The sequence below is a fragment of the Phormidesmis sp. 146-12 genome (genome assembly GCF_052939495.1).
In genome coordinates, this window is sequence record NZ_JBJPHS010000092.1 from 1 (window position 1) to 23,358 (window position 23,358).

The 23,358-nt window shown below is 49.2% G+C and carries 23 protein-coding genes; 17 read left to right on the plus strand and 6 right to left on the minus strand.

The annotated features are described in order from the left end of the window. The first annotated feature begins 199 nt into the window (after nucleotides 1–199). Nucleotides 200–1,513 (plus strand): iron uptake porin, encoded by a 1,314-nt coding sequence (locus ACKFKF_RS27015; protein ID WP_446870483.1) that lies wholly within the window; start codon nucleotides 200–202, stop codon nucleotides 1,511–1,513. A gap of 19 nt (nucleotides 1,514–1,532) precedes the next feature. Next, nucleotides 1,533–2,459 (plus strand): hypothetical protein, encoded by a 927-nt coding sequence (locus tag ACKFKF_RS27020; protein WP_446870484.1) that lies wholly within the window; start codon nucleotides 1,533–1,535, stop codon nucleotides 2,457–2,459. A 13-nt stretch (nucleotides 2,460–2,472) separates the two neighbouring features. Here the strand turns inward: ACKFKF_RS27020 and ACKFKF_RS27025 are convergent, their stop codons facing one another. Continuing rightward, nucleotides 2,473–4,164, minus strand: a complete 1,692-nt coding sequence (locus ACKFKF_RS27025; protein WP_446870485.1) for a glycosyltransferase family 39 protein — start codon at nucleotides 4,162–4,164, stop codon at nucleotides 2,473–2,475. Nucleotides 4,165–4,232: 68 nt separating this feature from the next. Here ACKFKF_RS27025 and coaE point away from each other — a divergent pair, with 68 nt between their 5' ends. Both coaE and ACKFKF_RS27035 read left to right on the plus strand, forming a co-directional pair. Then, complete coding sequence (gene coaE, locus ACKFKF_RS27030) at nucleotides 4,233–4,868, plus strand: dephospho-CoA kinase (RefSeq protein WP_446861038.1); 636 nt, start codon at nucleotides 4,233–4,235, stop codon at nucleotides 4,866–4,868. A 132-nt stretch (nucleotides 4,869–5,000) separates the two neighbouring features. Continuing rightward, nucleotides 5,001–5,588, plus strand: coding sequence for a hypothetical protein (locus ACKFKF_RS27035; protein WP_446861037.1), 588 nt, complete (start codon nucleotides 5,001–5,003; stop codon nucleotides 5,586–5,588). Nucleotides 5,589–5,599: 11 nt separating this feature from the next. Here ACKFKF_RS27035 and ACKFKF_RS27040 read toward each other — a convergent pair whose 3' ends face one another. The 3 genes from ACKFKF_RS27040 to argZ all read right to left on the minus strand — a co-directional run bounded on the left by ACKFKF_RS27040 (nucleotide 5,600) and on the right by argZ (nucleotide 10,727). Beyond that, nucleotides 5,600–7,003 carry a TldD/PmbA family protein gene (locus ACKFKF_RS27040; protein ID WP_446870486.1) on the minus strand — a complete coding sequence of 468 codons (1,404 nt, stop codon included), beginning with the start codon at nucleotides 7,001–7,003 and terminating at the stop codon, nucleotides 5,600–5,602. A 120-nt stretch (nucleotides 7,004–7,123) separates the two neighbouring features. Continuing rightward, entirely contained in the window at nucleotides 7,124–7,396 is a 273-nt protein-coding gene (locus ACKFKF_RS27045; protein ID WP_446861035.1) for an Npun_R1517 family heterocyst differentiation transcriptional regulator, read from the minus strand. A 1,222-nt stretch (nucleotides 7,397–8,618) separates the two neighbouring features. Beyond that, a complete protein-coding gene (gene argZ, locus ACKFKF_RS27050) occupies nucleotides 8,619–10,727 on the minus strand; it encodes a bifunctional arginine dihydrolase/ornithine cyclodeaminase (protein WP_446861034.1) in 2,109 nt (702 codons plus the stop codon). 284 nt (nucleotides 10,728–11,011) lie between these two features. On the opposite strand from argZ, the gene ACKFKF_RS27055 reads away from it, so the two are divergent. From ACKFKF_RS27055 to ACKFKF_RS27105, 11 genes are all read left to right on the plus strand, one after another. Next, entirely contained in the window at nucleotides 11,012–11,353 is a 342-nt protein-coding gene (locus ACKFKF_RS27055; protein ID WP_446870487.1) for a hypothetical protein, read from the plus strand. Nucleotides 11,354–11,746: 393 nt separating this feature from the next. Beyond that, the gene (locus ACKFKF_RS27060; RefSeq protein WP_446870488.1) at nucleotides 11,747–12,148 is read left to right on the plus strand and encodes an ATP synthase subunit I; all 402 of its coding nucleotides are present in this window, start codon (nucleotides 11,747–11,749) and stop codon (nucleotides 12,146–12,148) included. Between the two features lie 69 nt (nucleotides 12,149–12,217). After that, entirely contained in the window at nucleotides 12,218–12,970 is a 753-nt protein-coding gene (atpB, locus tag ACKFKF_RS27065) for a F0F1 ATP synthase subunit A (protein ID WP_446861031.1), read from the plus strand. A gap of 103 nt (nucleotides 12,971–13,073) precedes the next feature. Next, the gene (gene atpE, locus ACKFKF_RS27070; RefSeq protein ID WP_446861030.1) at nucleotides 13,074–13,319 is read left to right on the plus strand and encodes an ATP synthase F0 subunit C; all 246 of its coding nucleotides are present in this window, start codon (nucleotides 13,074–13,076) and stop codon (nucleotides 13,317–13,319) included. 100 nt (nucleotides 13,320–13,419) lie between these two features. Next, nucleotides 13,420–13,842, plus strand: a complete 423-nt coding sequence (locus ACKFKF_RS27075; RefSeq protein WP_446861029.1) for a F0F1 ATP synthase subunit B' — start codon at nucleotides 13,420–13,422, stop codon at nucleotides 13,840–13,842. A gap of 74 nt (nucleotides 13,843–13,916) precedes the next feature. Then, the gene (locus ACKFKF_RS27080) at nucleotides 13,917–14,477 is read left to right on the plus strand and encodes a F0F1 ATP synthase subunit B (protein WP_446861028.1); all 561 of its coding nucleotides are present in this window, start codon (nucleotides 13,917–13,919) and stop codon (nucleotides 14,475–14,477) included. Further along, complete coding sequence (gene atpH, locus ACKFKF_RS27085) at nucleotides 14,477–15,034, plus strand: ATP synthase F1 subunit delta (protein ID WP_446870489.1); 558 nt, start codon at nucleotides 14,477–14,479, stop codon at nucleotides 15,032–15,034. Before ACKFKF_RS27080 ends, atpH begins: the two co-directional genes overlap by 1 nt. 80 nt (nucleotides 15,035–15,114) lie before the next feature. Continuing rightward, complete coding sequence (atpA, locus tag ACKFKF_RS27090; RefSeq protein ID WP_446870490.1) at nucleotides 15,115–16,632, plus strand: F0F1 ATP synthase subunit alpha; 1,518 nt, start codon at nucleotides 15,115–15,117, stop codon at nucleotides 16,630–16,632. A 13-nt stretch (nucleotides 16,633–16,645) separates the two neighbouring features. Continuing rightward, nucleotides 16,646–17,593: a F0F1 ATP synthase subunit gamma gene (locus tag ACKFKF_RS27095; protein WP_446861025.1), complete on the plus strand. Its 948-nt coding sequence runs from the start codon at nucleotides 16,646–16,648 to the stop codon at nucleotides 17,591–17,593. Between the two features lie 593 nt (nucleotides 17,594–18,186). Then, nucleotides 18,187–18,831 carry a hypothetical protein gene (locus tag ACKFKF_RS27100; protein WP_446870491.1) on the plus strand — a complete coding sequence of 215 codons (645 nt, stop codon included), beginning with the start codon at nucleotides 18,187–18,189 and terminating at the stop codon, nucleotides 18,829–18,831. A gap of 112 nt (nucleotides 18,832–18,943) precedes the next feature. Then, the gene (locus ACKFKF_RS27105; protein WP_446861023.1) at nucleotides 18,944–19,384 is read left to right on the plus strand and encodes an FxLYD domain-containing protein; all 441 of its coding nucleotides are present in this window, start codon (nucleotides 18,944–18,946) and stop codon (nucleotides 19,382–19,384) included. A 4-nt stretch (nucleotides 19,385–19,388) separates the two neighbouring features. On the opposite strand, the gene ACKFKF_RS27110 is transcribed toward ACKFKF_RS27105, so the two are convergent. Together ACKFKF_RS27110 and ACKFKF_RS27115 are read right to left on the minus strand one after the other, a co-directional pair. After that, a complete protein-coding gene (locus ACKFKF_RS27110; protein ID WP_446870492.1) occupies nucleotides 19,389–20,453 on the minus strand; it encodes an aromatic ring-hydroxylating dioxygenase subunit alpha in 1,065 nt (354 codons plus the stop codon). Between the two features lie 273 nt (nucleotides 20,454–20,726). Beyond that, a complete protein-coding gene (locus ACKFKF_RS27115; protein WP_446870493.1) occupies nucleotides 20,727–21,086 on the minus strand; it encodes a hypothetical protein in 360 nt (119 codons plus the stop codon). 411 nt (nucleotides 21,087–21,497) lie between these two features. Between ACKFKF_RS27115 and ACKFKF_RS27120 the strand changes: the two genes are divergently transcribed. After that, entirely contained in the window at nucleotides 21,498–21,692 is a 195-nt protein-coding gene (locus tag ACKFKF_RS27120; RefSeq protein WP_446870494.1) for a hypothetical protein, read from the plus strand. Between the two features lie 90 nt (nucleotides 21,693–21,782). Continuing rightward, nucleotides 21,783–23,216, plus strand: coding sequence for a RecQ family ATP-dependent DNA helicase (locus ACKFKF_RS27125; RefSeq protein WP_446870495.1), 1,434 nt, complete (start codon nucleotides 21,783–21,785; stop codon nucleotides 23,214–23,216). Nucleotides 23,217–23,358 lie beyond the last annotated feature (142 nt).

Consider the following 23,358-nt stretch of genomic DNA (forward strand, 5'->3'; position numbering starts at 1 on the left):
TGCGGAATTTGCGCTAAGGTCAGGTTTGGATGAATACAGACAGATGGCTACGCAGATGCTCTGCACGGGTGAATCAGTGTAATAGATGTCTGATTGTTGGTAAATTCTGGGATCATCGCATCGCTGTATAACAATCCCATTGCACACCGACCGTCTCCGGTCTCTCCATTGAGGTCGAAAGGCTGTTTGCGGCGGGTGAATGGGGTCGATCGCCAGCACTTCTGATGATCAAGTCAAACGAGAAGATCTGATCACGCTGCAAAAACTACAAGAAGAATTTGCGGCAGAATTAGCCAGCCTGCGGGGTCAACTGGATGCCCTGGAAACGCGAACAGTGGCGCTAGAAAAAAATCAGTTTTCGACCACAACCCGCTTGTTTGGTCAGGCGATTTTCTCAGTCCAGGACAGCAATGAAGTCGGAGCCGATTTGTTTCCTCGCGATGGCATCCAAGAGCGCAGCGGCAAGTCTGAGATCACCTTCAGCAATCACGTCGAAATCTCACTCGCCACCTCCTTTCGCGGCAATGATCTACTGCTCATAGGACTGCAAACCGGAAACTTGCGATCGTCTGCTCCCCAACTCTCAACCAACATGGGACGGCTCGCCTACGAATCAGAACTAGACAATCAGCTAGTCCTCAGTGATTTGTCGTATCGGTTTCCCCTTAGCGATCGTTTTGGCATCGTGGTCGGGCCGGCCGGAGTGAATGCGGCCAATACCTTTCGGGGCATCAATCCGCTCGAAGGGTCGGGCGACGGAGCATTATCACTGTTGGGCCAGCGCAATCCCATTTTGACGATCGGCAGTGGCACCGGAGGCATCGGATTTGACTGGCAGATCGCTCGTCGCGTCAGTTTGCAGGGAGTTTACAGCGCAGAAATGCCCGCTTTTGCAGGAGACAAACGGCAGGGCGGATTGTTTGGCGGACGCTACACGGCCGGAGTTCAACTGTTGATCGCGCCGACAAATACGATCGAGGTTGGCATCAATTACTTGTTTTCTCACTCGCCCGACGGCTTTTTGGGCAACGGGGTTGGCGATTCTCAACTGCTGTCACCCTTTGCCCCCACCCACAGCGAATTTAACACTCATGCAGTCGGAGCAACCGTCGCCTGGCGCGTCAATCCCAAATGGACGATCGGCGGTTGGGGCGGTTGGACAACGTCATCAGCGGTGAACGTTCCAGGCTCGGTCAAAACGACAAATTGGATGGTCTTTTCTGCCTTTCCTGATCTGTTTGCACCGGGAAATCTGGGGGGCATTTTGGTGGGTCAGCCGCCTAAAATTACCTCAAGCACGCTACCTTCTGGCTACAACTTTCCGCGATTTAGCATTGACGGCGAATCTGGGGGACAGCCTGACAGCGCACTTCACCTAGAACTGTTTTATCGAGCTAGGTTAAGCCCTGCGATCGACCTGACTCCGGGTGTGCTGGTTGTCTTCAATCCCGGTCACAATGCCGCCAACGACACGTTAATCATTGGGGCACTACGAGCCACATTTCGATTCTAGTTTTTTATCAGGAATGATCATGCAAACAAAAATGTTCAAATATGCTTGGATGATTGGGAATGGAATCGCGATCGCACTCATTCCCTTCAACGCAGTGGCACAAGTCACGATTAACAGTACCGGAACCGTCAGCGGAACAATCACACCACCTAGCCGGAATCCCAATTTTAATCAAGGAACCACGCGAGTAGACACAGATAGTCAGGGGCGTTATTTTCGCAATGGAGTGCTGGTTTTCTCGGCTCAAGACATCAATCCCAATCTGGTGCGAATGGATAGCAACGGGCGATATTTTGTCGATTTTCGAGGCATTCCGGTAGTCTCAACCGATGGAACGCTTTTATCTCCAGTTTTATCCAATGGCGAATTGCAGCTAATTCAGCGATCTAACAATGCCGCCCCTGTTAAATTTCACGGCAACATTCAGGACGAATTTGTGGTGCAGGGTCAATATACTGGAACAGCAACCGATCCCCAAACCGGACAACAATATCAAGGCACCTTTAACATTCGAGGACAGGGGCCACGATATAGCGATCGTAACGGCGGTTCGAGTCCAACCGTGTTTGATTTTCGGTCACAATACAACTTGCAGGCAACGCCTCAAATTGCCCCCCAGCCAACCGTCTTCTCGTATCCGGTGAATAATATGCCCGTTCGGTTGACTATTACGATACCGAGTGGATTAGCTCCGATTTCCCCTAGCGGAACGCCTCCCATTAGCAATCCGCCTCTTATTAGCAATTCAAATCCTGTCAGCAATCCAAATCCTGTCAGCAATTCAATTTCTATTAGCAACCCAGCTACTAATTCAGTTTCTCAGGCTTCTACTATTGATGTAGGAAGTGTCTACCGCAGCAATCAATTTTTTGAAGTCAATCGAGTCGTTTTAGAATCTCAGAAAGCGTCTCCAGTTAGCCCCCGAAGTCGTGTTCTACTACGGTAACCGATGTGATTTTTTACGGCTTACTTTTGCATCGATAGCCTTGGTAAGGAACACCCACGCGGTAGTAGCGATCGAGATCAATCTGACAAAGCGTTGAATTGAGAGAAAGTTGAGTCGGAAAGTCTGATTTCCTCAGCCCAGGAGCGATCAACCATAAATTTTGTGGAATTATCTCAGTTTTGAGGGTTGGCAATTTGCGCCAAAATGATTCGTAACTTTGTGTCGATCGCCCCAAAAAAGCAAAATTCGTGCGATCGGAATGGGGCGATCTCTCCGAGTCATTGGTCAAGGGTCGCTCCAACGCCAACGCAAAACTCAAACCCAACGCAATCTCTTGAAAATCCTCATAGGCCATGACAACCACCGATGAACCAGACGTGAGCATACTTGAAGCGACTTGTTGGGGATGATAGGGCTTGAGAAAGACGCGATCGTTGACTACAAATCCACAACTGATGAAACCGACGATTAGCAGGGTGAGGAGTGAGGAGTGAGGAGTGAGGAGTGAGGAGTGAGGAGGGCTTCTAAATTGGTCGGTGCGTTTTGCAACTAGACTTGCGCCCAACAAGGCACAGATAGCTGGATAGTAGATGAAATTGTAGCGGGGAACCTGTGTAATATCTTTGCCCAAGCCGTACACGATCGCCAGAAATTCTATTAACACTGCCATGACAAAAGTCGTTAGTATCAGCGTTTCCCAATGGGTGTCTGGGGCATTCCAAAGTCGTTTTATTCCCCTTGACACTCGCCATACCACCCAACCGCCAAACAGCAACATCAACAGCGCAGACGGAATGGCTACCCAAAGTGGTTGATTCTCGACAGGTAGCGCGATCGTCATCAACAACCATCCGGCAGCTAATTGATAGAGCGGTGCGATCGCTTGTATCCAAATGGGCTGAGTAGACTGCAACCAATCGGTTTCGGGGCGACTAAAATGACTGACAAAAGTTGGTAGCCAGGGAAGATAAGTGAGTCCAATTCCGCCAACCGCCAAAATCAAAGGAAGAATAGAGCGTCGGGAATGAGTAAGCTTGAGCAGCACAATCAGCGTGAGAATTTGAGCGATCGTCGCCAAAATAAAAAAATAATGGACATAAAATCCGACGCTGTTCGCAACGACCCATCCCAGCCAGACTCCCCAGTTTTGTGGGCGCGATCGCAGGTCTTGTCCAATTCGCACCAGTTCCACCAGCGACACTGTGATTAGCAACATTGGAATCGTGTAGTGACGCGCTTCTTGAGAAAGATAAACTGCAAATGGAGACACCGCCATCACAAACGCTGCGGACAACCCTGCTGGAATGGAAAAAGCAACGCGATTTAGATAGTAAAGTGCAGCAACTAGAAACACTCCGGAAAATGCTGGAAGCGATCGCACATTCCACACCCACGAATCAGACTGCAACAATCCAAGCCAGTTGTGTAACCAACAAAAAAACAAAGGCGGATGAACTGACTGTACAGAGATCGTTTGAGCAATGTCAGCGCAAGTGGAATCGGATCTGAAGGTAAACACCTGCTCGATCGCATTCAGCGAAACTACTTTCTCAAGCGGCACGTCGTAATAATTTCGCCCAAAGCTAAAGAGCGCTGTGATCACTTCATCCATCCAAAGTGGCTTGGCATCCAGATTCCAAAATCTTAAGACAGCCCCAATGAGAATGGCAACCAGCAAAATTAAGTAATGCGAAAAGGCTTTCATGTGACGCGCTCCTCCAGTCTGGAGTCTACACTAGAAGCGAATCGATCGACAGACAGGTAAGTTTTCAAATGAATCGCTGGGTCACGTCACCGCGCATCATTGGCTTAACAGGAGGTATTGGCATGGGCAAAACCACCGTCTCCAACTACCTCGCCCAAAAACATCTGCCAATTTTAGATGCTGACCTGTATGCCAGAGATGCCGTCCAGCCTGGAAGCCCAATCCTAGAGAAAATCGTCGATCGCTACAGTTCCAAAATTTTGCGCTCAGATAGCACGCTCGATCGCACTCAACTCGCCGAAATCATTTTCAACCAACCTTCAGAACGCATCTGGCTTGACCAGCAGATTCATCCCCATGTACGGCAAGTTCTCACTCAAGAGCGCGATCGCTTGATTCAAAAATTTGGAACGATCGTGCTGGTGATTCCTTTATTATTTGAGGCGCAAATGACCGATTTGGTGACAGAAATTTGGGTCGTGTTTTGCCCCTTAGAGCAACAGATTCAACGACTTATTGAGCGCGGTCTGACTAGAAAACAGGCACAAGCGAGAATTGACAGCCAAATGGCGATCGCTGAGAAATATCATCAAGCAACTATCACCCTAGATAACTCCTCAACCCTGGAGAATTTGCTAAAACAGGTAGACTCGGCCTTAGCGCTAAAGTCGGAAGCAGCCACACCTCCGCCATTCTCAGCTTGACACCACGCCACATCCGACAGCTACACTGGGCTAGGTTTTTACTCCAACTGGCTAGAAACTCCTGATTGCCTCCACGGTCGAGCAACCAGCAAAAACAATCCTCATCCCTCATCCCTCATCCCTCACGACTCTATGGGCACAACGCTAGAACAGATCGCCACTTACTTGACTAAAAAAGGCTGGAAATATCGACTTGATCCCGAAGAGTGCCGCATTCTCACTGGCGTTTATGGTGAAAACATCGAAGATTTTCTCATCGTGATCCAATTGGATGAAGACGGAGAATTTTTTGAGCTATTTGCCCCTCGCGTGCTGGCTGGCGTAAAGGATCACCCACACAAAGATGCCATTCTCCAGACCATGCTCTGTATTTCATGGGAAACCAAAATGCTGCAATGGGAGTACGATCCCTCCGATGGAGAAATTCGCGCCATTATTGAGTTTCCGCTAGAAGACTCCATACTGACTGAGCGACAGTTTAATCGATGTCTCCACAGTCTGGTGCAACTAGTTGACGAACTCGCCCTCCCCCGCCTCAAAGCCGTTATGGAAACGGGAGAAGATCCTGGTGACATAGAAGAAGGCGAACGGCTTCTCCTCACGCTGCAAGAAGAAGCCCCTGGACTGCTAACCTTACTAGAGCGTGCAATGGAAGCCCGCAAACGACGTGGCAGACTCCCTGGCGAAGAAAAAGAGGTCGAAGAAAAAGACGAGTTTTGAGATTGGGGATACTACTCTTCGATCGCTTCTCCCCCCACCACCACATCTCGAATCCGCAAGCTTGGGCCACCACATCCCACGGCTAAACCGCTCTGCCCTCCTTTGCCACAGCCGCCCGACTCATCCCAATAAAAGTCATCCCCGATCGCTTCGATGTCTGCCAGCGTCTTGAAGGCATTTCCAGAAAGCGTCACGTCTCGCACAGGTTCAGCAATTTTGCCGTTGCGAATCATCCACGCTTCCCCTGCTGTAAAAGTAAACATCTCGCCATTGGTCATACCGCCGAGCCAGTTGCGGGCATATACGCCTTCTTGAATGTCGTTGAAGAGATCTTGCACAGGTGTCTTGCCTCGCTCGATCCAAGTGTTAGTCATACGGACGATCGGTGGATAGTGATAGTTCAAGCAGCGGGCGTTTCCGGTCGGCGTTTCCCCCAGTTTGCCAGCCGTCTCGCGTGAGTGTAGTCTCCCAGTGAGAACGCCATCGGTCATTAGCTGAGTCGTCGTCGCTGCTACACCTTCATCATCGTAAAAATAGCTGCCTCGATGCTCAGGGATCGCCGCGCCATCAAAAATCTGCAACTCAGACGGGCCAAACTGCCGTCCCAGACTCATCACTTCCAGCAAATCGGGATTCTCATAGGCCATATCTGCTTCTGAGAGATGCCCAAACGCTTCATGCACAAACAGTCCAGTGAGAATGGGATCAATCACAACGGTGTAAGTGTTGCCCTTGACAGGCGGCAGGGAGAGGGACTGCACCGATCGCTGTGCCGCTTGATGAACCTGCTCGTCTAATCCTTCCAGATCTTCGTAGGCTTTACGGGAGCCGATCGTTTCTCGTCCCGTTTGCACTGTTTCGCCATCACGAGCCGTCGCCGCAAATCGCATCTCAATGTCTACCCAGGACTGCTCGATCAGGGTGCCTTCGGATGTCGCCAAAACAATTTTCTGGGCACTGTCGCCATACCGAACCGAAATCGTAGCAATTTTCGGATCGACGCTTCGCAGAATCTCCCCGTAGTATTGACAAAGTGTTTTCTTGCGAGCTAGCGTAATTTGCCGGGGATCAGTGCCTGTGAGCGGCAAGGTGCAAATATCCTGGATGGGCGTAATGGGCGCAAGAATCGTTTCGTCACAGCCTACAATTCGAGCAGCGGCGATCGCTTCCTCAATTCGATCCGCCAGCGTCGCAAGCTGGTTAAAGCTGGCAAATCCCCAGCCGCCCTTGTAGCAAGCTCTCACCTGCCCGCCCAAAGAGATCCCTTCGCTCAGGGTTTCAATTTTGTTTCCTCTGAGCAAGATATCAGTTCCTTCGGCGGACTCTAGACGGATCGCTAGATGGTCAACTTGAGAACTGTAGCGCTTGATCAGATCAGAGAGAAGATTTTTGGTGTCAGCTAAAGCAGTGATCATCGCAGTCAAGGGGTGAAGCAACTGCTTCCATTCTGCGATCAATCGAGACTTGTTGCAATTGAGAAGAGGACAGGAGAGAAACGGGGAACTCATCCGTCTCGATCGCGCCCTCTTCTCGATCTAATCTTTGGCGTTCCGCAGGCGAATCAATTGGCGACGCATTTGGGGTGAGGCTTCAATTTCGGAAATTTCTTGTGCCTCGACCTCAACCTGAAGCGGTTCCATATATTCGTCACTTCCGCAAGTGAACGCATCAATTAGAATTTCTAGGAGTTGTTCCCGGTCTTTCAGTGCCCCTTTCTCCTCAACGAGCCTAAATTTGAGGTGAATCTCACACTCGTAAACACCCACCTCATGATTCGTAGGCTTGTAGTCCAAGGAATCGTACTTCATCGTATGAAAGCAGTCCCTATTACGCTGCAATTGGATAACAGTTTCAAATCAGGTTTGGCGAAGCGTCTAGATCGAATCGCTTTATTTTAAGCAATCAAAAGTAAACAGTCCTTTCATTTAACCAAACCTAGCATCTTCAGAATGAAATTCAGATCAGCAAGATAGCTGAATCGTGTTAGAAAGTTGGAAATTTTGGGTCGTACAAAACGTTGGCTTAATGCCTTGAAATAGACCACAAATTCCCTTCTGTAAGAGCGCTTATCGATAGTTATAGGGGAGCAATTGTTGATTTAGTACCGTAATAACACTCATCTTTGAATGATTGAGAATTTCTTCAACCTCGTAAAGAGACGGAAAGAAACACACCTTCTGCCAGATGATTCATCCTTTTTTATGAGCCTTCGATCGTTCGACTCTAGGTAGATTTTTTGTAGCGAATACAGACAGGTTCGATTTTAAAATCGTTAGATTTTTTAGCAACTCTAAAGGATTAGAAAAATCGATTCGGTGTCTACAAGAGCAGCAGTGGTATTGGTTGACACTGTAGCATCCCCGTATACTTATTCTACTTAAAGGTAGTGCCGTGTAAGAAGCGAGAATAACTCAAGCGCCTTAAGTTCAAAATCCCCAAAAATTGCTCTAGTCTACACAGAACTCACTAATTAGCAAAGTATAAATCTGTCTCGATCGCAACACCCTTTTTTGTACCTGGATGAAGGTTAGGTTAATATCAATTTCAAAGTCGGTTTACACGCACTTCATTAATCCAGTAATCCTCGAAAACCGATGTGACTTATTTAACCGAAACTTTTTTGTGGTAGTTGTCTACGACTAATTTATAAGATTGTTTTTTGAGAAGTTAGCCCGATAGAATGCTACAACCTACAAAATCAGCAATACTTAAAAAGTGTGGGTTGTGAATTGCTTAAAGACAGACATTCTGAACGACTTATGAGCTTGAGAGAAAGAATTTTAGAATCGATCCAGACAAAAGCTTTTGTAGCGAATGAACTGAAAGATTCAGTATATGCACTGAATTATGGTAAGTAATCCGCATATTTTCTGAGAGACCCTGGATCGATCGTCGCCGTCAGCAATCCCCCAAATGAGTTTTGCTAGAAAGCAGGTTCTCAATACAGAAATGGAGACCAGAAGCGATAGGTTCTAACTGATCTCCACAAACTGATCTCCACAAACAGCTTAAGTCTTAGTTAAGAACGGCTCACACTACTTCAGCCACACGATAGGGACTGGTCAACTTATCTAACTGCTGCACCAAAAGGCTGAGGAATAGTCCAACATCCGTCACCACTCCCACCGACTCGACGGAGCCACGATCGCTCAATTTGGTCACCACAGCCGGGTTGATATCGACGCAAACCATCTTCACCCCAGCGGGAGTCATATTACCCACGCCGATCGAATGCAGCATCGAAGACAGCATCAAAATCATGTCGGCTCCCTCAATCAGGCGCGTATAGTCTTCCTGGGCTTTGATCAGATCCATTTGAGTGTCAGGTAGCGGCCCGTCATCGCGGATCGAACCCGCCAGCGAAAAGGGAACCTTGTGGCGCACACATTCGTAGAAAATGCCGTTTTTGACGATGCCCTGTTCGACGGCTTGAGTGATGCTGCCACAGCGACGCACCGCGTTGATCACTTTCAAATGGTGGCGATGCCCCCCCCGAACCGAAACGCCCCGCTTCATATCCATGCCGAGAGAAGTGCCCATGATTGACTGCTCCATATCATGAACGGCGATCGCGTTTCCTCCCAACAGCGCCTGCACATAGCCTTCTCGAACCAGATGCGCCAGATGTTCGCCGCCGCCTGTGTGAATCACGACCGGCCCGGCTGTCACGACGACTTTGCCGCCCTGATCTCTGATTTGGCGCAGTTCCCAGGCAATTTGTTCGACAACCAGTTCGACGCGCCGCTCACTTGAAACTCCCGCTCCCATAAAGCTAAATTCCTGGGTATTGCGCTGTTCCCGCGACTCGGTTTTGCGAATGGTACGAATGCCCTCTACTCCGACGACAACGCGATCGCCCACTTCCAGGTCCCGCAACAGCTTGCATACAGGAGGGGAGCCATCCGCACGAATGACGATCGCCGCATCCATACGCTGCTTTTCGACTTTGACCCATCGACAGTCGATACGCACTTCCGTCGGATAGATTGTCGTCACATAGAAATCATCCGGCGACACCCCAGTTTGAATCACGGCTTCTAGCTGAGAGTCACACATCTCTTGAGGCGGCGGCAACGCTCCGAGGTCAATCAACTGACTCATGATCGTTTCCATCACATCGTGGGAGGGAGCCGTCACTTTTACGTCAGCAGATGAGGTACTTTGTCGCTGTTCGCCCAAATTGAAATTGAGAACCTGGAAGCTGCCGCCCGCTTCGACAATCACATCCAACGCCTGGTTAATCAGCCCCGAATCCAATAAATGCCCGTCTAAACGAACAGTACGACTCTCGATCGCCGCACTCGCATGAAGCTCGACTCGCACAGGTTCCGTAACGCGCAACGTTAGACATTTAGACGCGCCGCCTGCTTTGAGAAATTCGGTCAGAGGCGTTTCGATCACGCGAAATCCGGCTTGGGTTAGCCGTTGTCTCAGTTCGTCGCTGGCCTTGTTAAGAATGACGACTTCCTCAATGTTGACCGCATTACAGGCAAACGTGACTGCATCCGGCTCACTGATCGGAATCCGTTTGGCTTCGGGGACGCGCATCTCGATCATACGGTTAGAGTACGCATCAAACGCAGGCGGATAGTAAAGCAAATAGCCATTGTTAAGCGGACAGAAGCAAGTATCGAGGTGATAAAACCGCTCATCCATCAGCCGCAGAGAAACGACTTCGATATCCAACCACTTCGCTAAATAAGGATGCGAATCTAATTCTGAACGGAAGCCATACCCCGCCCAGAGCCAACGACCCTCGCGATCGAGCAGCGCATCTCCGGCTCCTTCAAAGGGCAGATCTTTAGGCAATTCGTGAACGGTGTAGCCATTATCTTCAAACCACTGCTTAAAGAAAGGTTCTTCTCCCTGACGCTCTTTGTGAAAGAAGCGGCTCAGAACGACCGTTTTGCCCAGCACCAAACCCGCGTTGGCCGTGAACACCATATCCGGAACGCCAATCTCAGGCTTAACCAGATCGACGATCGCGTGATTTTGAATGACACTATGCAATTTTTGCCACTGCTCGACGGCACGATCACGAGACGATTTGTGAATGTTGCCCTCCATCCAGGGATTGATCACATAATCCACGTCGTAGTGGTCAGGAGGACACATAAGAAAACGAAGGCTGGAGGTCATAGAAAAGTACTGGGGTTGAGTGTGAAGTGGATGCAGATGATCTAAACCGCTACGAAATCATAACGCTGTCAAAGCATTTGTCCTGTGCAGAGCGAACGGACGCATTCTGAATATTTTAGGGAGGAATGAGGAGCGATCGAACGAAAGAAAAATGAACAACCCCTGACAATCGATCAATCGTTCCTCTGGTAGAGGTCGTTGTTTCTGCCGATTTGTATGATTCGTTTCAGCCCTTTAACTAAAAAGCTTGAAGGGCAGTTAAATCCCCATACGAGGAACTATATATGCAACTTCTTTCAACCCTAAAACAAGCGATTCGCAACGGTGTTGTGATTTTGAGTCTGGCTATTCTTATTCTTACATCAGGTTTTGTGATGGGTGTTCAGCCCAGCTTTGCAGAAGAAGCAAGCCCGCTAGCGACCGAAAAATCTTTTAGTGAAGTAGTCAAAACTCCTGCCAGTCGAAATGCTGCCTATGAGGAAGCGGTCAAGGCGACCAAAGATCCAGACGGACTAGAGAAGGAATATAAAAAGGAAATGAAGGTCTACAAGGAAGAGCATCCTGGCGAAAACCCTGTAGTAGAAGGCGTGAAAGAAGCGGTTGAGAAGGTGACAGGTAAAGAGTAGGGATGAGGGATGAGGGATAAGCAGTAAATTTTGGGTTCTGCTGTTCTTACTTGGTTGTTCTTTGTCAGTTGTTCCATAGGTCGCTCATTTAGATCATTTGTCTCTTGAAAAAATTGGCCCTGACCTGGTGTTGGGGCTTTTTGCTGTTTTGCAACTCGATCGAAAAGGGTCTTCTGCTTTCCAAATGCCTGCAATTGGGTAAAAAACGTCTTGTTTCTTGACTTTTTGCTTTAAATTCAGCGACTTCTTGCGTTAAGTATTATTACCCCCGCGTGGTATGATTGCTTCTGGTTTGACCACTGTCGCGTTAGCCTTGGACTCCTTTGGAAACCACCTCTGGAAACCAATGATTATCATGGCAATGTTCACCTAACTTCCTGGAACGCACCTGCTATGGAGGAAACCTCCCAAGGCACTCAACTGCCAGAAACCAGTGGATCGATGCAAGAATTTTATCGGCTCCAACAGGAGTTGTTGATCTTGACGATCGCACTCACCGGGATCATCTTTTTCCCCGTTTGGTATTTCTACTCCCTGAACATCGCTCTTAATTATTTAATTGGAGCAGTCACAGGTGTGGTTTACTTGAAGTTGTTGGCTCGAAACGTAGAGCAACTGGGTAATCAAAAAGACCGGATCGGGAAATCTCATATGGCGATTTTTGTTGGGCTGATCATAGTCGCAACTCAGTGGAATCAGCTACATGTACTTCCTATTTTTTTGGGATTTTTGACCTACAAAGGAACGCTCCTCGTTTACACGTTGCGAATCCTGTTTACTCCTGATCATTCTTAGAACAGGGAAGAGCAGGGGTTTGTACAAAATTCTTACTCCTTGAACTGGGGAAAGCCGCCTGAACTTGAAATGCTAAATTTCCTCGACGCTCCCAACTCCCTTCCGATCGCCAGCCTGGAGGTTGGTCATCACCTCTACTGGCAGATTGGCAACTTAAAGGTGCATGGGCAAGTTTTTCTTGTCTCCTGGTTTGTGATTGCTTTGCTCGTCGGTGCCTCACTGTTGGCGACGCGAAACATTCAGCGCATTCCCAGTGGCATTCAAAACTTGATGGAGTACGCGCTAGAGTTTGTGCGTGACTTGGCAAGAAATCAATTGGGTGAAAAAGATTATCGTCCTTGGGTGCCGTTTATTGGCACACTGTTTCTGTTCATCTTTGTCTCCAATTGGTCGGGAGCGCTAATTCCCTGGAAGCTGATCAAACTTCCGGAGGGAGAACTCGCTGCCCCAACGAACGACATCAATACGACCGTGGCATTAGCGTTGCTGGTGTCGCTGGCCTACTTCTACGCGGGCTTCAGCAAAAAAGGTCTGGGCTACTTTGCGAAGTATATCCAACCCACGCCGATTTTACTGCCCATTGCGATTCTCGAAGATTTTACCAAGCCTCTCTCCCTGAGCTTCCGTCTGTTTGGCAACATCCTGGCGGATGAACTGGTGGTTGCAGTCTTGGTGCTGCTGGTTCCTCTGTTTGTGCCGTTACCTGTCATGCTGTTGGGGTTGTTCACCAGTGCGATTCAGGCGCTTGTGTTTGCGACTCTGGCTGCCGCCTATATTCATGAGGCGATCGAAGGTCACGGTGAAGAGGAACACGCGCCGTAAAATCCTCAACTGTTTTGAACGCTGAATTTAGTCCGGGATTCGCCCAGTTCAGTTTTCAAGACGCAACACTCGTCTGTCCTGTTAACCCAAAGGTATAAGTATTATGGATCCCATCGTTTCTGCTGCTTCCGTTTTGGCTGCTGCTCTGGCAATTGGTCTGGCTGCGATCGGCCCCGGTATTGGTCAAGGTAACGCGGCTGGTGAAGCGGTTGCTGGTATTGCGCGTCAGCCCGAAGCAGAAGGCAAAATTCGCGGTACGCTGCTGTTGACCCTCGCGTTCATGGAATCGCTGACCATCTACGGTCTGGTGATCGCGCTGGTGTTGCTGTTTGCAAACCCCTTCTCATAGGGTAGATTTCCCAGTTCTGAGTGTTGAACCTTTCACTTGAGGATTCAGCACTCAAAACCTTTTGCAGTCTGCTTGCACTTTCTAGCCCTAACCCAAGACAATGTTTGATTTCGATGCGACTCTGCCCCTGATGGCAGTGCAATTCCTTCTTTTAGCCGCAATTTTGAACGTGGTTTTCTACAAGCCATTGACAAAAGTGATCGAAGACCGCAGCGATTACATCCGCAGTAACGATACCGACGCGAAAGAACGACTGGCCAAAGCTGAGAGCATGGCGAAACAGTACGAAACTGAACTCGCAGACACTCGCAGACAGTACCAGGCGACGATCGCTACGGCGCAGGCGGACGCTCAAAAAATTGCTGCTCAAAAAGTGGCAGAGGCTCAACAAGAAGCTCAAGCTCAACGCGAGCAAGCTCAGAAAGAGTTAGACCAGCAAAAGCAAGCTGCCATGCAAACGCTAGAGCAGCAGGTTGAATCGCTGAGTCGTGAAATTCTAGATAAACTTTTAGTCGGAATTTAACGGACTGCTCTGAGACGTTTGGGCACAAGATAGCAGACATAGGATAGTCAACGACGCAGTTGTGGATGAGTGTCATGGAAATTTTTTGGCAACTCGCTACCGGAGCCACTTTACTGGGCGCTGAGGTAGCAGAGGCAGCAGAGAAAGGTGGTTTCGGGCTGAACGCTGACATCCTGGAAACCAATCTGATCAATCTCAGTATTGTGATCGCCTTAGTGGTTTATTTCGGAAAAGGGTTCCTGGGTAAGATTTTGGGTGAGCGTCGTAGCGCGATCGAAACTGCCATCAAGGAAGCCGAACAACGTAAACAGTCCGCTGCTTCCGCTCTAGCCGAGCAGCAGCAAAAGTTAGCTCAAGCGCAAGGTGAAGCCGCCAAGATTCGTGCTTCTGCTGAAGACGGGGCAAAGGCTGCGAGAGAATCCATTTTGGCGAAGGCAGAACAAGATATTCAGCGAATGCGCGAAACGGCGGCTCAAGAAATGGGCAGTGATCAGGAGCGCGTCATCAATGAATTGCGCCAGCGAATCGCAGTTTTGGCCATGCAGCGCGCAGAAGGTGAGCTTCCTGGCCGTCTGAACGATGATGTGCAGCAAAGACTGGTTAACAGCAGCATCGCTCAGTTGGAGGTTTCTTAATGAAAGATAGTATTTTAACGGCTGAAGTTCTGGAGCCGTATGCTCAAGCGCTCTTGTCGCTGGCTCAGTCTCAAGACTTGACCGATCACTTTGGTGAAGATGTCGGCGCGATTCTGGCTGCGTTCAACGATTCCCCAGATATGCGAGAGTTTTTGGCCAGCCCGATCGTCAATCTAGATGCCAAGCGAAGCGTGCTTCAGCAGGTATTTGGGGAGCAAGTTCACCCCTACATGCAGAACTTCTTGAATCTGCTGGTTGATCGCCGCCGCATCGGATTTCTAGAAGGCATTTGCCGTCAGTATCAAAAGCTGTTGCGGAAACTCAAGCAGACCGTTTTGGCGGAAGTGACTTCGACGATCGAACTCAACGACGATCAAAAGAACACGATTCGCGAACGAGTCAAATCGATGACTTCGGCCAATCAGGTGGACATCGAAACCCGCATCGACCCTGATTTAATTGGCGGTGTGATCATCAAAGTGGGTTCTCAAGTGATTGATGCCAGCCTGCGCGGTCAACTCCGTCGAATTTCCTTCCGTCTAGGTAGTGCAACCTAGAAACAGAGTGGCAATTTAACCCGCACTCAAAAACGTTTCATCCCTCCTCCCTCCTCCTTCATCCCTTCCAAGAGGTTCCAATGGTAGCAATCAGACCCGACGAAATTAGCAATATTATTCGTCAGCAAATCGAGACTTACGACAAAGGTGTAAAGGTTTCCAACGTGGGAACGGTGCTTCAGGTCGGAGACGGCATCGCCCGGATCTACGGTCTGGAAAAAGCAATGGCGGGAGAACTGCTAGAGTTTGAAGACGGCTCCGTCGGAATTGCGCTCAACTTAGAAGAAGACAACGTGGGCGCGGTGTTGATGGGCGACGGTCGCGATGTGCAAGAAGGCAGTAACGTCACCGCAACAGGCAAAATTGCTCAGATTCCCGTCGGGGATGCCATGATTGGGCGCGTCGTGGATGCGCTGGCTCGTCCCCTAGACGGAAAAGGCGACATTCAAACCAACGAATCGCGTCTGCTCGAATCGCCTGCCCCTGGGATTATCGATCGTAAGTCCGTGTATGAACCCATGCAAACGGGGATTACGGCGATCGACACCATGATTCCCATCGGTCGGGGACAGCGTGAATTGATCATTGGCGATCGTCAAACGGGCAAAACCTCCGTTGCGGTAGACACGATTTTGAACCAGAAAGGCGAGAACGTGGTCTGCGTATATGTGGCGATCGGTCAAAAAGCGTCCACCGTGGCCAACATTGCCAACGTGCTGCGCGAAAGAGGTGCTCTGGACTACACGATCATTGTGGCTGCTAACGCCAACGATGCGGCAACGCTGCAATACCTCGCTCCTTACACAGGTGCAACGCTGGCTGAATACTTTATGTACAAAGGTCGGCACACGCTGGTCATCTATGATGATTTGTCTAAGCAGGCTCAGGCTTATCGTCAAATGTCCTTGCTGCTGCGTCGTCCGCCCGGTCGGGAAGCGTATCCTGGCGATGTCTTCTATCTCCACTCTCGCTTGCTAGAACGTGCCGCAAAACTCAGTCCTGAAATGGGCGAAGGCAGCATGACGGCACTGCCGATCGTCGAAACTCAAGCGGGTGACGTGTCTGCGTACATTCCCACCAACGTGATTTCGATTACTGATGGCCAAATCTTCTTGTCGTCTGACTTGTTTAACTCTGGTCTACGTCCGGCTGTGAATGCGGGTATTTCCGTTTCGCGGGTGGGGTCTGCGGCTCAGACTAAGGCGATGAAGAAAGTCGCCGGGAAGGTGAAACTGGAACTGGCTCAGTTTGCTGAACTGGAAGCGTTTGCTCAGTTTGCGTCTGACTTGGACAAATCGACTCAAAACCAACTGGCACGCGGTCAGCGGCTGCGCGAACTGCTCAAACAGTCTCAATATTCTCCGCTGTCGGTGGGTGATCAAGTGGCGATTATCTACGCCGGGATTAACGGCTATTTGGATGACATTCCGGTAGACAAAATCACCGCCTACGCCAAAGGTTTGCGCGACTATCTAGCCACTAGCAAGCCCAAGTATGGTGAAATCATCAGCACCTCTAAGGCACTTTCTGACGAAGCGGAAACGATTTTGAAGGAAGCGATCGCCGAGTACAAAAAAACCTTCCTGGCAGCAGCGTAAATCGGTACAAATCATGGCAAATCTCAAACTGATTCGCGATCGCATTCAGTCGGTCAAAAACACGAAGAAGATTACAGAAGCGATGCGGTTGGTGGCGGCGGCTAAGGTGCGTCGCGCTCAAGAGCAAGTCACTGCCACTCGTCCGTTTGCTGATCGCTTGGCTCAGGTTCTCTACGGCTTGCAGTCTCGATTGCGGTTTGAAGAGGCGGATCTCCCTCTGTTGAGAAAGCGCGATGTTCAGACGGTCGGATTGCTGGTGATTTCGGGCGATCGTGGTCTGTGCGGTGCTTACAACAGTAATGTGATCCGTCGGGCTGAAACTCGCGCCAAAGAGCTACAGGCTGAAGGAATTAACTATAAGTTTGTCCTCGTCGGTCGTAAGGCGATTCAGTACTTTCAGCGTCGTGAGCAGCCGATCGAAGGCACTTATACAGGGTTGGAGCAAATTCCGACGGCTGCTGAAGCTGCCCAAATTTCGGATCAACTGCTGTCTCTGTTTTTGTCGGATGGGGTCGATCGTGTCGAACTCATTTACACTCGATTTGTGTCTTTGATCAGTTCTCGTCCGGTGATTCAAACGCTCCTGCCGCTTGACCCCCAGGGTTTTGAAGTGGCAGATGATGAAATCTTTCGGTTGACGACTCGTGGCGGGCAGTTTCAAGTCGAGCGTGAGAAGGTGACTTCTCCGACGCAGAGCTTTCCGCAGGACATGATCTTTGAGCAAGATCCGGTGCAGATTTTGGATGCGTTGCTGCCGTTGTATTTGAATAACCAGCTACTGCGATCGCTGCAAGAGTCGGCGGCGAGTGAGTTGGCGGCCCGGATGACGGCGATGAACAATGCCAGTGAGAATGCATCTGATCTGATCAAAGGATTGTCGCTAACTTACAACAAAGCACGTCAGGCTGCCATTACCCAGGAAATTCTGGAAGTGGTGGGCGGTGCCGAAGCTCAAGGCTAGGTTCAATTAATCAAGTAAGAAGATTTGCGTCTGGGGAAACTCAGGCGCTTTTTTAGTATTTGTAGGAGAGTTTTTTAATTGAATGTCAGTGGGAGAGCCTTTAAATAAAACGTGAATTCGATGAGGGTTTTTCGCTTCGCTGTTCACGGCTTTTGCCCCCCAACCCCCCAACCTGGGGGACTTTTAGACAAGACCCCGGTTCAAAGTCCCTCATTCGTGGGGGATTTAGGGAGCTGCCGGGATTAACAACCGCGGCGAAAGATTTCATCGAATTCACATTAACCAAACGTGAATTCGATGGGAGTTTTTCGCTTCGGTCTTCAGCGCTTCTGCCCCCCAACCCCCCAATCTGGGGGACTATTAGATACTATTCTTCGTTCAAAGTCCCTCACTCGTGGGGGATTTAGGGAACTGCCGGGATTAACAACTGCGGCGAAAGATTTCATCGAATTCACATCAACCAAAGTGATGCTGGGGGTTAACTGCACGCTTATTTGAGTCACAAATCCTGAGAAACTGCATAACGTTTGAGACTGTGACGTGTAACTCCTTGGACAAGGGATTTTACAAACTTGGGTCAAAAGAGGTTCATCATGCCACACAGTCTCGCCCCGATTTGGAAACGCAGTGCTGCTTTTGCGACAAGTCTGATGTTGGTAGCTGCTATTACTGAACAAGCTCAAGCCCAAGACCCACCCTACACACAGTTTCAGCTTTATCCGAATGCTCAATTTATTCCCTGTATGGCAGCGAGTCCAGGCGTTACGCCGACGGTGGATGTAGCAGTGGCGCGGGGCGATCGCAATGATCTGATGATTGTTAATTTGAAGGGCTTTAAGCCAGGAATCAAATTTGATCTGTTCACGGTTGAGCGGAGTATTTTTGCAGCGAACGGTGCTAAAGATCCTCAATTCAAGGGTTCGTTTGGTTTGGCGTGGTATCAAACTGACCTCGAACCTGGTGCGACTTCTGTTAAGACAATTCTTTTGGATCAGATTTTTGGCTTTAACCCCGATGTCAACCTCAAGCCGACCAAGACCTTACATGTTGGCTTTTGGTTTAACAATCCTGAAGATGCCAAGGCTTGTGGATTTGACCCCTCCAAACCAACTCCCTTTAATGGTGAACAAAAGGCCGGCCCTTTAGCGTTTATCAGCAAGCCGATCGCGCCTGCTCAATTAGGGCCGCTCTGCACCAAACCAAACACTTCGACTGTGCCTGCAACTTGTGATCCATAGAGGATCGGGAAGGAGAGAGGAGGGATGAATTTGGGGCTTGCTGGTTTGGAGGGGCTGGAGTTTCTGATTATCGATCGCTGAGATTGTTGACCACTTATCATTTGGTTGCGCTATGTTAAAACGCTTACTGATCGCGATCGCACTTCTCCCGATTTTGACTGAGCAGGCGATCGCTAATCCGATTGCTTTGAGTGCCGATCCGCCTCTTTGCTATATGCAGACCAGTGGGGGCAAGATGTTGAATTTGAGTGCGTTGTGTAGTCAGTCTGATCAAGTCTCCAATCTCAGATCTTCTAGCTTTAATATGGTGGCGAGTGCGGTGAATTATGATGGCAATTTGATCACAGGTCAAGTGACTAATCAAAGTGATCAAGTTGCTAAGAGCATTACAGTCAACTATGAAATTCAGGACGAGCAAGGCAAGGAAATCGACGCGGGGTTTGTCAAGTCTGACACGACGGCGATCGCTCCAGGACAGTCAATTCCCTTTCAGACAACAAGCAATCATCCAGGTGCCAAAGTTCAAATTATCTCGATCGATTGGGACTACTAACCAATCAACAAGAATCAGAACATCCCTCCTCGCGCAGCGGATTACCCCCAAGGGGGAACAGATCATCGAAGTTCTCCCTCATCCCTCCCAACAGCGCTGCTAACTTACGCCGCATAATAATTCCCGGTTGGTCAGAAGCCATATGTTGTTCTGCATTCAAATCGAGCGGCGTATCGTAATCTGTAGATTCTAAAACGGCTTTGTCTTCTTGAGTGACTTGACGATCGAACGCTACAATATCCTCCGCTTTAGCATCCAGTTCGGTGTCATTGCGAACGCAAAACTGAATGACTTGAGAAGTACGATCGTTAATGGGAGTGGCCGCCGTAAAAATCAGATGTAGCAACCCATTAGGATACGTGATCTTCAACACTCGGCTGAATGGCATAAACCAGGTCATATCATTGGTGCGAAGGGTTGTAGTTTGGGCGATTTGCAGATTTTTTTGTTGAAGCGGTAGATTGACGACAGGTACTTGAGTTTTGACATTAAGACCGTTTTCTAAGATTGTGGTTTGAATGGAAGCGGGTTCTGGTTGGGCCTGGTCGCCAAAAGAAGCGGCATGAACGAAACTAAAATGAGCATTGTCAAACGAATTTTCCATCAGACGCAAACCGCTACAGTTCCACGGCTCATAAAATTCTGGAATCAGCCGATAGTCGGGATTTTCTGCCTCTAAAATTTCAGGAATCGGCGAGAGCGGATTTTGATCCAAACATACCCAAACGTAACCATAGCGCTTTGCACAGCGATAAGACTGCACTCGGTAGCTGGCTGGAATGGACTGGGCGGTGAGTTGGGGGACGTTGCCACAGGTGCCATCGGCGCGATATGACCAGCCGTGATAAGGGCAGCGAATTTGTCCATTGGCGACGATGCCTTTTGAGAGTTGGGCGGTGCGATGACAACAGCGATCGATTACGGCGGCGGGCTGTCCATCTGCGTCAAGCCAGAGCGCAATTTTTTGTCCCAATAGCTCAAAGGGTTGGGGTTTTTCAAAAGACAAATCGGCCAACGGCATGATGGGATACCAAAATCGCTTGAAAACGGGCTGTTGAGTCACCAGCATGGCAAAAACCTCGATAACACTGTGAGAGTTTCTATCGTTTTTTGACGAGCGAGTTTATAGCATGGAAGACAAAACGCTGATCGATTCGCTATCAATTTGAGTTACTCGCAAAGGGTTGCAAATCCAGTCAGCCCCCCAAATCTCCCACCAATGAGGAACTTTGAAGCAAAACCAATATCCGAAAGTCCCCCAGAATGCCGGGTTGGGGGGCAGAAGATGCAACTAACGAAGCTTAAGAACTCGATCGACTTCCCAACGACTAATTTCCAACGACTAACGATCGTCCCCTGCTTTTTGGCGCTGTCGAGTCAGAATGCTCATCACTTCGCCAAACGAAGGCGCGGGTAGCAAAGGACTCCAATCGGTAGCATTTGCGAATCGTCGAACGTGTAGATTTTGAATCGTCTCCGTTACCCCATCAGAGGAACCAATCAGCAACACGCGCAAGATTTCAAACTCATCAGAGTGAGGAATGGCAGCGTCAGGTAAAAAATCCTGTAAGGGAACAAGAGACGAAACACGAAACGGAATGAAGCGGGGAATAGAATCGGGAAGAAATCGAAGTTGAATTGCTTCTAAAAGTGCGTAAGCAAAATCGCACAGCCAAAAGCCAGCGTTCAAAAGACGTGCCATTGTCATTACTCCAAATTTAGGTCTCCGAAGAAATCCAAAAAACTAGCCGCCCCGACGATCGTGACAGGTCAAAGCGGCCAAGGGAGTGGTAAAATTCTCCATTAGCCCTCCGGACTGGTGCTACAGTCTCGTGGGTTAGCTGCCCTCGGTTGTTGTAGCAACTCTGGGCGGCGACAGACTAGATTTTTTGGGCGACCAGACGACTTTCCCGTAACGAAAAGATGTCCTTGATTTGAGAGAATATCTGGAATTTTGACTCACGTCAAGTAGCTGTTTCAGCAATTTTTATTTCGATTAGGATTTGAGATTTTTCCAGGTCACGCAATGTAAGCCTTCAAGTGAAATCTGAATAGCTCGTAAGTTAGATGTCGAGATCAAGCGGCTTCGCAATGATAAGAAACAGCTGTTTTTATGGAGACAAAAGTTATGGTGCCAGGCGACAAACCGACTATCACCGACCACGTTGAACCCAGTCATTCTCGCCCTCCCGAAGGAGCCGTTTTACCCAAAGTTCCGTTTCCTGTATTCTGGGCAACCGGAATTTTGATCGGCGTTTCAATCTTCGTATTTGCAGTTGTCAACGACTACTTTAGTCTTGCTCACTAAGGCAAAATTTATAACTTAAATAGGTGGTCTGAGCCGTCGCATTCTGTTGTCAAAAAAGGGCATTCTAGGGCGATCGTAACTCACCAACGTATGACGCTTTCTCAACAGTCTTCACTTGCGACGCTTCAGGCCACCTTTCAAAAGATTTGGGGTTATAGCGATTTTCGACCGCCCCAAGGTGAAATTGTCCAAACCTTATTCGCTCAAAAAGATGCCATCATTGTGTTGCCAACGGGCGGCGGCAAGTCGATTTGTTTTCAGCTTCCCGCATTGATGCGATCGGGCTTGACGATCGTGGTTTCCCCCTTGGTTGCCCTAATGGAAAATCAGGTACAAGAATTGCAGCAGCGACGCTTGCCAGCCGCTTTGTTGCATGGCGAACTGGCTCCTCAATCGCGCAGAAAAGTCCTTTGGGCATTAGAAAATCAGCAGTTACGGCTACTCTACCTTTCGCCCGAAACGCTTTTGAATCCAGCAGTTTGGCAGCGTTTGTGTCAGCCAGAATTACAGATCAACGGCATCATTTTAGACGAAGCTCACTGTCTAGCCGCCTGGGGCGAAACCTTCCGACCTGCTTACTATCGATTGGGAGCGGTGCGATCGTCCCTCCTTCAACACAAACCTGCTGGAAGTCGCATCGCGATCGCTGCCTTCACCGCCACCGCAGATCCACAAGTACAACAGACGATCAAACGCATTCTACAACTCGAAGCGCCACAGGTTTTTCGACTCAATCCCTATTGTGAAAACTTAAAGCTAAAAATCCAAGCCGTCAACACACCGAGAGAACGCCGCCAACAGTTACTTAAATTCATCCAACATCACCCGCAAGAATCGGGACTGATCTACGTCCGGAGTCGCAGAGAGTGTGAAGAATTAGCAGATTGGCTCCGTCAGCAATCATACAAAACAGATTGCTATCATGCAGGACTGGAACCAGACGATCGCCGCAAAATTGAACAAGCCTGGTTAAGCGATCGATTGCAATTTGTCGTTTGTACGAATGCCTTTGGAATGGGAATCAACAAGTCAAACGTTGGATGGATTGCTCACTATCACGCACCCTTTTTGTTAAGCGAATATGTGCAAGAAATCGGACGCGCGGGACGAGACGGCAAGCCTGCGACCGCTTTAATTCTAACTAGCGGATGGCTCGATCAAGCCGACAAACAGCGCTGGGGATTTTTTGAAAAGCAAACGCGATCGCAACATCAAACCGCCCAAAAACTCGCCCCCCAACTTCCTAAACAAGGCAGCATTGAGGAAGTTAATAAACAATTTAAAGAGGGTGCGATCGCGCTTTCTCTCCTCCACAGCACCCAGCAACTAACCTGGACTGATCCGTTTCATTACATCATTCATTCAACTCGTCCCCAAGCTCCGCTCAATTCCACTCAGTCGATGCGTGATTTTCTCAAAACCCGCAACTGTCGCTGGCAATTTTTGCTTCAAGCTTTTGGCTTTGAGAAGGATGCAGACGGATTTCGGTGTGGGAAGTGCGATCGATGTGAGGTGCAAGGGTAAAGAGAAGACTTCAGAATCCACGACAATTCCTCCGGCGTTGCTGAACGGTAATATAAATTCGCCCCCCAACCCCCAATCTGGGGAACTTTCGGACTTTCATTGGCGATTCACACCCAGATTCAGCAATGCCGTTCATCCCTCA